The following is a 12878-nucleotide window of genomic DNA, read 5'->3' as shown; positions in this document are numbered from 1 at the left end:
TAGGGGCTGGGGCGGCGGCCGTCTTGACGGGCATCAACTCAGAACAGGAAATACCGCTGTGCCATCGGCAGGCTGGTGGCGGGCTCGCAGGTCAGCAGCTGGCCGTCGGCGCGCACGTGGTAGGTCTGCGCGTCGATCTCCATCACCGGCGTGTAGTGGTTGTGCACCATGTCGGCCTTGCGCACGGTGCGGCAGCCCCGGACGGCCGACAGCGTCTTGCGCAGGCCGTAGGCGGCGCCCACGCCGCTGGCCAGCGCGGCCTGGCTGACGAAGCTCAGCGAGGTGCGGGCGATGGCGCCGCCGTAGCTGCCGAACATCGGCCGGTAGTGCACCGGCTGCGGCGTCGGGATCGAGGCGTTCGGGTCGCCCATCGCGGCCATCGCGATGAAGCCGCCCTTGAGCACCAGGCTGGGCTTGACGCCGAAGAAGGCCGGGCGCCAGAACACCAGGTCGGCCCACTTGCCGACCTCGACCGAGCCGACCTCGTGGGCGATGCCGTGGGCCAGCGCCGGGTTGATCGTGAGCTTGGCGATGTAGCGCTTCAGGCGGGCGTTGTCGGCGCGCGCCGGATCGTCGGGCAGCTTGCCGCGCTGGGTCTTCATCTTGTGCGCGGTCTGCCAGCAGCGGATGATCACCTCGCCCACGCGGCCCATGGCCTGCGAGTCGGAGCTGAACATGCTGATGGCGCCCAGGTCGTGCAGGATGTCCTCGGCGGCGATGGTCTCGCGGCGGATGCGGCTCTCGGCGAAGGCCAGGTCCTCGGCGATGCCCGCGTCCAGGTGATGGCAGACCATCAGCATGTCGAGGTGCTCGTCGAGCGTGTTGATCGTGTAGGGCCGGGTCGGGTTGGTCGACGAGGGCAGCACGTTGGCCTCGCCCACCACCTTCATGATGTCGGGGGCGTGGCCACCGCCCGCGCCTTCGGTGTGGAAGCTGTGGATGGTGCGGCCCTTGAAGGCGGCGATGGTGTCCTCGACGAAGCCCGATTCGTTGAGCGTGTCGGTGTGGATCGCCACCTGCACGTCGGCCTCCTCGGCCACGCTCAGGCAGTTGTCGATCGCCGCGGGCGTGGTGCCCCAGTCCTCGTGCAGCTTCAGGCCGATGGCCCCGGCCTCGGTCTGCTGGCGCAGGCCTTCGGGGCGGCTGGCGTTGCCCTTGCCCAGGAAGCCGATGTTCATCGCGAAGGCGTCGGCCGCCTGCAGCATGCGGGCGATGTTCTCGGGGCCGGGCGTGCAGGTGGTGGCGAAGGTGCCGGTGGCAGGCCCGGTGCCCCCGCCGATCATCGTCGTCACGCCCGAGCTCAGCGCCTCCTCGATCTGCTGCGGGCAGATGAAGTGGATGTGGGTGTCGATCGCGCCGGCGGTGACGATCATGCCTTCGGCGGCGATCACCTCGGTGCCCGGGCCGATGACGATGTCCACGCCGGGCTGCACGTCGGGGTTGCCGGCCTTGCCGATGGCGCAGATGCGCTGGCCGCGCAGGCCGATGTCGGCCTTGACGATGCCCCAGTGGTCGAGGATCAGCGCGTTGGTGATGACGCAGTCCACCGCGTCGCCCGGCCCGGGCCCGTTGGGGCGCTGGCTCTGGCCCATGCCGTCGCGCACGGTCTTGCCCCCGCCGAACTTGACCTCCTCGCCGTAGCCGCCGGCCCGCAGCGTCAGGTCCTGCTCGACCTCGAGGATCAGCTCGGTGTCGGCCAGCCGCAGGCGGTCACCGGTGGTGGGGCCGAACATCTCGGCGTAGGCGCGTCTTCCGATGCTTGCCATCACAAGGCTCCTTGAACGAGGCCGCGGAAACCCCAGACCTGACGGTCGCCCGAAAGGTCGACCAGCTCGACCGTGCGCTGCTGGCCCGGCTCGAAGCGCACCGCCAGCCCGCTGGCGATGTTCAGCCGCATGCCGTGCGCCGCGGCACGGTCGAAGCTCAGGCCGGCGTTGGTCTCGGCGAAGTGGTAGTGCGAGCCGACCTGGATGGGCCGGTCGCTGGCGTTCTCGACCACCAGCGTGAGCGTGCGCCGGCCGGGGTTGAGGGGGATCTCGCCCTCGTCGGTGAAGAGTTCTCCGGGGATCATGGTGTGCTCCGCCCCGGGCTTCAGGCCCAGCCGCCGACCAGCGCGGCACCGAACAGGGTCACGGCCGTCCCGGCCAGACGCGGCAGCCAGACGTTGCGTTCGCGCAGGGTGATGCCGATGGCCAGACCCGTGCCATGCAGCAGCGCGGTGGCCATCACCATGCCGGCGAGCGCGGCCAGGCCGGCGTTGGCCTGGCCAAGTTCCAGCCCGTGGGCCACGCCGTGGAAGACGGCGAATGCACCGACCAGCGCCGCAGCGGCTGCACCGGGCAGGGCCAACCGAGCAGTCGCCAGCAGACCCAGCAGCAGCACCGATGCGGCGATCATGGGTTCCACGGCAGGCAGTTCGATCCCGGCGTAGCCCAGCAATGCGCCGGCCAGCAGCATCAGCGCGAAGCTCAGCGGTGCCCACAGCATGCGGCGGTCCACGGCCGGGGCGCTGATGGCGCTCCACAGGCCCACGCCAATCATGGCCGCCAGATGGTCCAGCCCGGTGATGGGATGGGCAAAGCCGCTCAGCAGACCATGGTGGCTGCCAGCATCCACGCCGGTGTGGGCTCCGGCGGAGGCGGTGGCGAGCAGGCCGGCGACAGGCAAGGCGCGGCGCAGCAGGCGCGATAGGGTGATGTTCATGGAGTCTCCGGATTCAACGGGGAGGAATGTGGCATTGCGTGATTTGCAATCAACAATGCACTTTATTGGTGCTTACGCAATCGGTTGGTGCACGGTCACCAGTTTGGTGCCGTCCGGGAAGGTGGCCTCGACCTGGATTTCCGGGATCATCTCGGCGATGCCGTCCATCACGTCGGCCCGGCCGAGCACCTGCTTGCCGTCGCTCATCAGGTCGGCGACGGTCTTGCCGTCACGGGCGCCTTCCATGATGGCGGCGGTGATCAGGGCGATCGCCTCGGGGTAGTTCAGCTTCAGCCCCCGGGCCTTGCGACGCTCGGCCAGCAAGGCGGCGGTGAAGATGAGCAGCTTGTCTTTTTCGCGCGGGGTCAGTTCCATGGTGGCTCGCTGTCAGCAGGATGAATGCCATCGTAGTGCAGGGTCGCGGCACTGGTGCGGTTCTTGAACGCGGCCCTGCACCTCCAGCGTCACGAGACGGTCCGCTCCCTTGTCTTCCCCTGCCACTTCCCCTGCCGCCGACGCCGCGGCCGACCGCGCCGCCGAGGCCACGCTGACCGCCCCGCAGCGGGTCATCAAGATCCGCCGCGACTACAACGCCTGGGTCGCCAGCGAGACGCTGGAGGACTACGCGCTGCGCTTCACGCCGCGCGCCTCGCGCAAGTGGTCGAGCTGGCGGGTGGCCAACACCGCCTTCGGCGCCTCGTCTTTCCTGGTGCTGGAGGCGGTCGGCGCGACGCTGCTGGTGCAGTACGGCTTCGTCAACGCGGCGCTCGCCATCCTGGCCACCGGCCTGCTGATCTTCCTGGCCGGCCTGCCGATCAGCGCCTACGCCGCCCGCTACGGCGTCGACATGGACCTGCTGACCCGCGGGGCGGGCTTCGGCTACATCGGCTCGACCCTGACCTCGCTGATCTACGCGAGCTTCACCTTCATCTTCTTCGCGCTCGAGGCCGCGGTCATGGCCTATGCGCTGGACCTGGCCTTCGACATCCCGCCGGCCTGGGGCTACCTGATCTGCGCGCTGCTGGTGATCCCGCTGGTCACGCACGGCGTGACCGTCATCAGCCGGCTGCAGGTCTGGACCCAGCCGGTCTGGCTGGTGCTGCTGGTGCTGCCCTACGTCTACGTCTTCCAGCGCAACCCCGGCATCGTCGGCGAGCTGGCGCTGTACGGCGGCGAGCGCGGCCTGCGCCAGTTCGACGCGGTGGCCTTCGGCTCGGCGATGACGATGGGCATCGCGCTGATCACGCAGATGGGCGAGCAGGCCGACTACCTGCGCTTCATGCCCGAGGGCCGCCCGGGCGAGCCCATCGGCCGGCAGGGCTGGCGCTGGTGGCTGGGCACGCTGGTGGGCGGTCCGGGCTGGGTCATCCCGGGCGTGCTGAAGATGCTCGGCGGGGCGCTGCTGGCCTTCCTGGCGCTCGAGCACATGGTGCCGGTCGAGCGGGCGGTCGACCCCAACCAGATGTACCTGGCTGCCTACGAATACGTCTTCCCCCACTACGGCTGGGCGGTGGCGGCCACGACGGTGCTGGTGGTGGTCTCGCAGCTCAAGATCAACGTCACCAACGCCTACGCCGGCTCGCTGGCGTGGTCGAACTTCTTCTCGCGGGTGGCGCACAGCCACCCCGGCCGGGTGGTCTGGGTGGTGTTCAACACGCTGATCGCGCTGATGCTGATGGAGCTCGACGTGTTCCAGGCGCTCGGCCGGGTGCTGGGGCTGTACGCCAACATCGCCATCGCCTGGATGATGGCGGTGGTCGCCGACCTGGTGATCAACAAGCCGCTGGGCCTGTCGCCGCCGGGCATCGAGTTCCGCCGCGCCTACCTCTACGACATCAACCCGGTGGGCGTGGGCGCGATGGGCATTGCCTCGGTGCTGTCGGTGGTGGCGCACCTGGGCGTGTTCGGCGAGCTGGCGCAGGCCTATTCGGCGCTGATCGCGCTGCTGACGGCCTTCATCGCCGCCCCGCTGATCGCCTGGCGCACCGGCGGGCGTTATTACCTGGCGCGCCGGCCCGCCGTGCCGGCCGACGCCGGGCTGCCCGCCGACGACGTCGGCGCGCCGATGCGGCCGGGCCAGGGCGGCGTGCTGCGCCTGAAGCGCTGCTGCATCTGCGAGCGCGAGTACGAGGTCGAGGACACCGCCCACTGCCCCGCCTACCAGGGCGACATCTGCTCGCTGTGCTGCACGCTGGACGTGCGCTGCCACGACCTGTGCAAGCCCGAGGCCCGGCTGGCCGTGCAGTGGTCGGCCACGCTGCGCGCGGTGCTGCCCTCGCCGGTCTGGCCCTACCTCGACCGGGGCCTGGGGCACTACATCCTGCTGATGCTGGCGGTGATCCCGCTGCTGGCGCTGCTGCTGGGGCTGCTCTACCAGCATGAGCTGGGCAGGCTCGATGCCGAGGCGCCCGAGTCGCTGACGCTGCTGGAGCCGGCGCTGCGGCTGGCCTTCCTGAAGGCCTATGCCGCGCTGCTGCTGGTGTCGGGGGTGGTGGCCTGGTGGCTGGTGCTGGCGCACCAGAGCCGGGTGGTGGCGCAGGAGGAGTCCAACCGCCAGACCCAGGCCCTCAACGACCAGGCCAGCGCGCTGCGCCACGAGATCGAGCTGCGCCGCCAGACCGACCGCGCGCTCCAGGAGGCCAAGGGCGTGGCCGAATCGGCCAACCAGGCCAAGAGCCGCTACATCTCGGCCATCAGCCACGAGCTGCGCACGCCACTCAACAGCATCCTCGGCTACGCCCAGCTGCTCGACGAGGACGAGTCCATCCCCGAGCACCGCCGCCAGGCCGTGCGCGTCATCCGCCGCGGCGGTGACCACCTGCTGTCGCTGATCGAGGGCACGCTCGACATCGCCCGCATCGAGAGCGGCAAGCTGCGCCTGGAGCCCGCGCCGATGCAGCTGCGCGAGGGGCTGCAGCAGATCGCCCGGCTGTTCGAGCTGCAGGCCGCGGCCAAGGGCATCGGCTTCGTGGCCGACCTCGACGCCGGGCTGCCGCAGCTGGTGCGTGCCGACGAGAAGCGGCTGCGGCAGATCCTGATCAACCTGCTGGGCAACGCGGTCAAGTTCACGCGCGAGGGCGAGGTGCGCTTCCACGCCCGCCACAGCCGCGAGATGGCCCGCTTCGAGATCCACGACACCGGCCCGGGCATGACGGCCGACGAGCTGGAGCGGGTGTTCGAGCCCTTCGAGCGCGGCGGCGCGGCCGCGGCCACCAGCGGCGGCACCGGCCTGGGGCTGACGATCAGCAAGATGCTCACCGAGCTGATGGGCGGCGAGATGACGGTCGAGAGCCGGGCGGGGCAGGGCACGACCTTCCACATCCGGCTCTTCCTGCCCGAGCTGCGCGCGGCCGAGGCGGTGCAGGTGCTGCGCACGCCCGCCCGCACCGGCTACCTCGGCCCGCGCCGGCGCATCCTGGTGGTCGACAACGAGCAGGACGACCGCGGCCTGCTGGTCAGCCTGCTGGAGCCGCTGGGCTTCGAGATCCACCAGGCCGCCTCCGGCCACGAATGCCTGACGCTGCTGCAGGAGCTGCCGCCCGAGCGCCAGCCCGACGCGCTCTTCATGGACCTGGCCATGCCCGGCATCGACGGCTGGGAGACGCTGCGCCGGATGCGCGCCGGGGGGCTGAGCGACGCCCCGGCGGCGATCGTCTCGGCCAATGCCTTCGACCAGTCGCTGGACAACGACGTGGGCATCACCACGCAGGACTTCATCGTCAAGCCGGTGCGGCTGTCGCTGCTGCTCGACTGGCTGGAGCGCCGGCTCGCGCTGGAGTGGACACGCGCCGCGCCCGTGGCGACGCCCGCGTCGACCGATCCGGCCGGAGCCGACGCCGGGCCGCCGCCGTCGCGGGCCCAGCTCGAGGCGCTGCAGGAGCTGGTCACGCTGGGCTACCTGCGTGGCATCGTGCGCCGGCTCGACCAGATCGATGCCGAAGAACCCGAGGCCCGTGCCTGCACCGCCCGCTTGCGTACACTCGCGCGCCAGTTCCAGCTCGAAGCGATGAGCGGCTTGATCCGACAGGCTCTGCATGACCACCCGACCGCCTGACACCGAAGACACCCACCGGCCTGCCGCCCTCGATGGCAGCAGCGCGCTGGTGCTGATCGTCGACGACGTGCCCGACAACCTGGCCGTGCTGCACGACGCGCTCGACGAGGCCGGCTACACCGTGCTGGTGGCCATCGACGGCGCCAGCGCGCTGCAGCGGGCCGCCCAGGCCCGCCCGGACATCATCCTGCTCGACGCGCTGATGCCCGGCATGGACGGTTTCGAGGTGGCCCGCCGCCTGAAGGCCGAGGCCTCGACCGCCGCGATCCCGATCGTCTTCATGACCGGCCTGACCGAGACCGAGCACGTGGTGGCGGCCTTCGCCGCGGGCGGCACCGACTACGTCACCAAGCCCATCCGCGCCCGCGAGGTGCTGGCGCGCATCGCCGCCCACCTGCACGCCGCGCGCCAGCAGCGCCAGGCGCGCAATGCGCTCGACGCCTTCGGCCACGCGACGCTGGTGGTGCGCCTGCCGGACGGCCGGCTGGTCTGGCAGACCGCGCTGGCGCGCCAACTGCTCGAGACCCATTTCGCCAGCGACGGCCGGCAGGCGCCGGCCGCGCTGCTGGACTGGATGGCCGGCGAGACCCGGCGCCTCGGGGCGGTCGAGGGCGTGCTGGCGGCACCGCCGTCGCTGGTGCTGGAGGCGCGCGAGCGGCGCCTGCGCTTCACGCTGCACGAGGCCACCGGCGACGGCCAGTGGCTGCTGGTGCTGCGCGAGGCCGACGACGTGCCGGTGCTCGAGGGGCTGATGCTCGCCTTCCGCCTCACCCAGCGGGAGGCCGAGGTGCTGTTCTGGGTCGTCAAGGGCAAGACCAACCGCGACATCGGCGAGATCCTCGGCTCCAGCCCGGCGACGGTGAAGAAGCACCTCGAGCACATCTACGAGAAGCTCGGGGTCGAGACCCGCAACGCGGCGGCGGCGGTGGCGTTGGGCAAGGTGGCACAGCTGGGACGTTGAGACGGCACGACGTGCTCGGCGCGTTCAGTCGGTCGCCGCTTCCGATGTGCTCGAGCACAGGCGTGCATAGCCCTCGACCTGGGCCGCCAGATCTGCCGCCGGTGTGCCGCGGCTTGCCAGGAAACCCTGGAAGGCCGAACAGGCCTCGGCGCCGAGGAAGGCCAGCTGCGCGGGCGTTTCCACTCCTTCGGCCACCACGTCCAGGCTCATGCTGCGAGCCAGGCTGATCACGGCACGGATGATGGCGGCGGCATTGCCATCCGCCGGTGCGGCCGCGACGAAACTCCGGTCGATCTTCAGTTTCTGCACCGGAAAACGGTGCAGGTAGCTGAGGCTGGAGTAACCCGTCCCGAAATCATCGAGCGCGATCCGGACACCGGCCCGTCGGAAGTCCGCCAGCAGGTCGCCGACGCTCTCGGCGTTGTGGATCAGCGCCCGCTCGGTGATCTCCAGCTCCAGCCAGCGGGCGTCGAGTCCGCTGGTGTGCAGTGCGGAGGCCACCTTCTCGAGGATGTTGCGCTGGCGCAGCTGGATCGGCGAGATGTTGATCGCGATCGGCACCCGGGCCACGCCGGAGGCATGCCAGCGTGCGGCCTGCAGGCAGGCCTCGTGCAGCACCCAGTCGCCGATGGTGATGATCAGGTCGGAGTCCTCGGCCACCGGAATGAACACGTCCGGATGCAGCATGCCCCGTTCGGGGTGCTGCCAGCGCACCAACGCCTCGATGCCCACCAGCCTGCCGGTCCGAACATCAAACTGGGGCTGGTAATGCAGTCGCAGTTCGTCGCGGGGCACGGCGTGGTGCAAGGCATTGGCGATCGACATGCGCGCCTGGTGCTTCTCGTTCATCTCCGGGCCGAAGAAGGCGACGCCGTTGCGGCCGTTGCCCTTGGCGTGGTACATCGCGCTGTCGGCATGGCGCATCAGCGCATCGATGGTGTCCCCGTCGTCGGGGTAGAGGCTGACGCCTGCACTGCAGGTCACCCGCAGTTCCTGACCGAGGATGTGGTGGGGCCGCGCCATCTGCGTGATCAGCTTGTCGGCCATGTGCGCGGCATCGTTGGCATCCCGCACGCTGGGCAGCAGCACGATGAACTCATCCCCGCTCTGGCGGCAGATGGTGTCGGTGTCTCGCATGCAGGACCGCATGCGCTCGGCCACCGAGACCAGCAGTGCATCGCCCTGTTCATGGCCGAGCGAGTCGTTGATGTCCTTGAAGTGGTCGAGGTCGATGAAGATCACGGCCAGCCGCGACCGGCTGCGCCTTGCACCGTTGAGCGCCAGCTGGAAACGATCGCGCAGGAGGACGCGGTTGGGCAGTCCGGTCAGTCCGTCGTGGTGGGCGATGAAGCGCACCTTGTCCTCGGTGTCCCTGCGCACGCTGACATCCTGCGTCAGTGCCAGGATGCGGGTCGGCACCCCCTGGCCGTCGCTCACGGTGTTGCCGCGGGTGTGCAGCCAGTGGCGCGTGCCGTCGGGCCATGCCACCCGGTATTCCAGGTCCAGGCCGCCATGGCCGGCCACGCACAGCTTGACGCTGTCGTCGAACAGCGGCAAGTCGTCGGCCACCACCAGGCGCCGGTAGTCGGCCAGAGGCAGCAGGCGAAGATCCCCGGGCAGGCCCAGCAGACGGGCATGGCGCTCCGACAGCGTGATGCTGCCGCTGCGGATGTCCCACTCCATGCTGCCCAGGCCGGCAAAGCTCAGGGCCTGGCTTTCGCGCTCCAGGCTGACTTTCAGCGCCGCCTCGGCCGCCAGCCGGGCGGTGATGTCGCGCAGCATGCCCACCACGTGGGTGAAGCGGCCCTCCTCGATGATCGGAGCCAGCGTGACCTCGTTCCAGAACAGCGAACCGTCCTTGCGGTAGTTGCGCAGCAGCACCCGGCAGCCCTGCCGGTTGGCCAGCGCCTGGCGCATCTGTGCCAGGCCGGGCTGGTTGCGGTCACTGCCCTGCAGCAGCCGGCAGTTCAGTCCCAGCACCTCCTCGGCGGTGTAGCCGGTGGTCTCCTCGAAGGCCTTGTTGACATAGACCAGCGGGAAGTCCGTCCCGTCGGCGGCTTCGGCGATGCTGATGCCGCTCAACGCGCTGTCCAGCGCCTTGGCCTGCAGACGGATCTTGGCTTCCTGGCGCTTGCGCTCGGTGAGGTCCTGGTGGCTGATGACCCACAGGTCACGGTCGTCCGGTCCGGAGGCGCCCTCGGCCGCCGTCTCTCGGAGGTGCGTGCCGAAGGGCATGACGCTGATCAGGCCGCAGCGTGGCCGATCCTGGGTCATGTCGATGAACTCCTGCACGTGCGAGGCCACCTTGCCGTGCAGCACGGCGTGCAGCCCGGCGAGCAGATCGGCGGCGGAGCTGCTGCCGGCTGCCGCCAGGCGGGCGCAGGTGGCCAGGTAGTTGCCTCCGGCTGCACATTGCGGGGCGATGGGGTGGGTGTCGCCCAGCGCCTCCCGCCAGCGCTGGCTGACGCTGACCAACTGGCCACTGCGGTCGATGACCCCGATCTGTTCGGGCAGCGCATCGATGGTGGCCGAGGCGAAACGCTCGGCCTGATGGATGCGCTCGTGCGCCCGTGCCAGGTCCTGGGCGGCGACCAGCAGGTCGGTGTTGTCGTGGAAGGTCAGCACCGCGCCCTTGCATTGCCCCGCCAGGTCCAGATAAGGCTGGATGCGCATCCGGTAGCTGCGCGGGCCGTTGATCTGGCACTCGATCATGCGGTGGCTGTCGATCACCTCCCGGATCGAGGCCGCAGCCTGGCTGACGTCCACCAGGCAGGGCAGCGAGAACAGCAGGGCGCCGATCGAGTGGGCGTCGAGCGCGAACACCTGCACCGCCGGCGGGTTGAACAGCGTCACCCGGCGATGTTCGTCGACCACGATGATCGGGTCGACCAGACTGTTCTTGACGTTGTGCAGATCGGCGTTGAGCAGCGACAGCTCGGCCGTGCGTGACTCGAGCTCCTCGTTGACCGTGATCAGCTCTTCGTTGGTCGACTGCAGTTCCTCGTTCGAGGTCTCGAGTTCCTCGTTGGCCGACTGCAGCTCCTCGTTGGACGACTGCGTCTCCTCGTTGAGCGACTGCAGTTCCTCGTTGGCCGACTCCAGCTCCGTGATGACGGTGTGGAGATGCTCCCGCATGGCACTGAGCTGTTCCTCCAGTTCGAGGCGCTGCAAGTCCTTCAGCGCCTCGGCTTCTCCGGGGAGCGCGGGGCGAACGGGCTCCTCGCGTTCCTCGAACATCACCATCGTCAGCGGCGACGACCCCGTCTCCTCGCGGCGGTGGGCGGTCAGCCTCAGGCTGCGGTTGTGGTGGCCGTCGGGCAGCACGAGATCCAGCACGAGCCGGCTGCCCGGCTGCCGCCTTGCCTTGAGCAGCATCGAGCGCAGCTCCAGGCGGATCGGGTCGATGGCCAGCTTCAGCAGGTCCAGCGTGGCATCGACGCTGCCCAGCTTCAGGTAACGCGACACGTCACCGAAGACATGCAGCACGCGCAGGTTGTCCTCGATCAGCACGAAGGGTGGCAGCAGTCCCTCGGCGTGGGCACGTGTCAGCCAGCCTCCCAGGTCCCAGCGTCGGGCCTCGCTGCCGGGGCGTGCCCCGGTCACGCGGGCCAGTGCCGCCACCGTTCGTGTCGCCGGTCCCCGGATCAGGTCGGTGCTGCCGGTGGATCGATACAGGTGTCCGGCACCTTCGATGGCGGTGAACAGGTCGGTGCGGGCGTGCAGCGCCTCGGCCTTGCCCAGGAACAGCAGGCCGCCCGGCTTCAGGGCCCTGGCGAAGGTGCCCAGCAGCTGCTGCTGCACTTCGGGCTGCAGGTAGATCAGCAGGTTGCGGCAGCTGACCAGATCCAGCCTCAGGAAGGCCGGGTCGCACAGCACGTTGTGCTCGGAGAAGATCACCAGGTCACGCACCCGCTTGCTGACGTGGCAGGCCCCTTCATCGACCTGAAGGTAGCGCTCGGCCAGCGCTGCAGGCAGGTCGTTCAGCGCCGAGGCGGAAAAGGTGCCGCGTCGAGCGATGGCGAGGGCCTTGGTGTCCAGGTCGGTGGCGAACAGGCGCACATTGCACCAGCGGCCGACGCGGTCGAAATGTTCGCACACCAGCATCGCCAGGCTGTAGGCCTCTTCGCCGGTGGCGCAGCCGGGCACCCAGATGCGCAGTTCCTGTCCATCGGACTTGCGGTCGATCAGCGGCCCGAGTTCGGCCGTCAGGGATTCGAAGGCGTCCGGGTCCCTGAAGAACTGGGTCACCGAGATGAACATCTCCCGCACGACCAGGTCGACTTCCTGCGGCGAGCGCTGCAGCAGGTCGGCATAGTCCTCCAGCGACTGCGATTCGGTGGCGACGGCCCGGCGCCGGATGCGGCGCTCCAGCGTGCGGGTCTTGTACTGTCCCAGATCGAAGCCGGCCCGGCGCTTGACCGTCTGCACGATGGTGTCGAGGGTGTCGGTGGGGGTCATCGGCAGGCTGTCGAGCACGCTGGTGCTTCGATCGTGCGCCAGCAGCCGAGCCAGTCGAGCGCCGATCTCGCCCACGCCCGTGACGAAGTCGACGCAGCCGGATTCGATGGCTGCCCTGGGCATGCCGTCGTATTTGGCCTCCGCCGGATCTTGCGCGACCGTGCAGCCCCCGGCCGCGTGAATGGCCCGCACGCCGCGGCAGCCATCGCTGCCGGTGCCTGACAGCACCACGCCGATGGCGCGCTCCTCGAACGTCTGTGCCAGTGACTCGAAGAACTCGTCGACGCTGGGTTTCGGAATGCCCGCGCGGGAGGCCGGCTCGAGCTGGAACAGTCCGTCACGCAGCCGCACATGGCAGCTGGCCGGCGTGATGTAGATCGTGTCGGCCTGCGGGCTCTGCCCGTGCGAGATCTCCTCGACCCGCAGGTCCGCCTCGCGGGCCAGCAACTCGACCAGCATGCTGCGGTGGGTCGGCGACAGGTGCTGGGCGACCGCGTAACACGCGTTCAGACCCGGCTGCAGGGTACTGACCAGCACCCTCAGCGACTCCAGTCCACCAGCCGAGGCCCCGATGCCGACGACCCTCACGGGGCGCGAGGGGATCGCTTGCGCGGTATCGGACGGCACGGGCGCCTCGACGAAGGTTTCGTTGGACATGGAGCAGGGCCCTGGTGAACGCGTCGGACGGGGCGGTCCCGAGCG

7 protein-coding genes are annotated in these 12878 nt (G+C 69.7%); 2 read left to right on the top strand and 5 right to left on the bottom strand.

Annotated features, from left to right (window positions below; all coding sequences use genetic code 11):
• Window positions 1-38: 38 nt before the first annotated feature.
• From ureC to C7444_RS17990, 4 genes are all read right to left on the bottom strand, one after another.
• Entirely contained in the window at window positions 39-1766 is a 1728-nt protein-coding gene (gene ureC, locus C7444_RS18005) for an urease subunit alpha (protein ID WP_110402242.1), read from the bottom strand.
• Window positions 1766-2071 carry an urease subunit beta gene (locus tag C7444_RS18000; protein ID WP_110402241.1) on the bottom strand — a complete coding sequence of 102 codons (306 nt, stop codon included), beginning with the start codon at window positions 2069-2071 and terminating at the stop codon, window positions 1766-1768. Before C7444_RS18000 ends, ureC begins: the two co-directional genes overlap by 1 nt.
• 20 nt (window positions 2072-2091) lie before the next feature.
• A complete protein-coding gene (locus C7444_RS17995) occupies window positions 2092-2703 on the bottom strand; it encodes a HupE/UreJ family protein (protein ID WP_110402240.1) in 612 nt (203 codons plus the stop codon).
• A gap of 72 nt (window positions 2704-2775) precedes the next feature.
• Window positions 2776-3078, bottom strand: a complete 303-nt coding sequence (locus C7444_RS17990; RefSeq protein ID WP_110402239.1) for an urease subunit gamma — start codon at window positions 3076-3078, stop codon at window positions 2776-2778.
• A 109-nt stretch (window positions 3079-3187) separates the two neighbouring features.
• On the opposite strand from C7444_RS17990, the gene C7444_RS17985 reads away from it, so the two are divergent.
• Window positions 3188-6757, top strand: coding sequence for a hybrid sensor histidine kinase/response regulator (locus tag C7444_RS17985; RefSeq protein ID WP_110402238.1), 3570 nt, complete (start codon window positions 3188-3190; stop codon window positions 6755-6757).
• Window positions 6738-7718 (top strand): response regulator transcription factor, encoded by a 981-nt coding sequence (locus tag C7444_RS17980; RefSeq protein WP_110402237.1) that lies wholly within the window; start codon window positions 6738-6740, stop codon window positions 7716-7718. The genes C7444_RS17985 and C7444_RS17980 overlap by 20 nt, the downstream gene beginning before the upstream one ends.
• 24 nt (window positions 7719-7742) lie before the next feature.
• On the opposite strand, the gene C7444_RS17975 is transcribed toward C7444_RS17980, so the two are convergent.
• A complete protein-coding gene (locus C7444_RS17975; protein WP_170130798.1) occupies window positions 7743-12833 on the bottom strand; it encodes an EAL domain-containing protein in 5091 nt (1696 codons plus the stop codon).
• Window positions 12834-12878: the final 45 nt, after the last annotated feature.

The organism is Sphaerotilus hippei, from assembly GCF_003201595.1.
Classification (GTDB): Bacteria; Pseudomonadota; Gammaproteobacteria; order Burkholderiales; family Burkholderiaceae_C; genus Sphaerotilus; species Sphaerotilus hippei.
This window is presented reverse-complemented; position numbering and strand designations above follow the sequence as displayed.

Excerpts from the sequence above, each read along its gene's own strand:
- C7444_RS18000 (WP_110402241.1), bottom strand. The coding sequence starts at position 2,071 with ATGATCCCCGGAGAACTCTTCACCGACGAGGGCGAGATCCCCCTCAAC.
- C7444_RS17995 (WP_110402240.1), bottom strand. The coding sequence starts at position 2,703 with ATGAACATCACCCTATCGCGCCTGCTGCGCCGCGCCTTGCCTGTCGCC.
- C7444_RS17990 (WP_110402239.1), bottom strand. The coding sequence starts at position 3,078 with ATGGAACTGACCCCGCGCGAAAAAGACAAGCTGCTCATCTTCACCGCC.
- C7444_RS17980 (WP_110402237.1), top strand. The coding sequence starts at position 6,738 with ATGACCACCCGACCGCCTGACACCGAAGACACCCACCGGCCTGCCGCC.
- ureC (WP_110402242.1), bottom strand. The coding sequence starts at position 1,766 with ATGGCAAGCATCGGAAGACGCGCCTACGCCGAGATGTTCGGCCCCACC.
- C7444_RS17975 (WP_170130798.1), bottom strand. The coding sequence starts at position 12,833 with ATGTCCAACGAAACCTTCGTCGAGGCGCCCGTGCCGTCCGATACCGCG.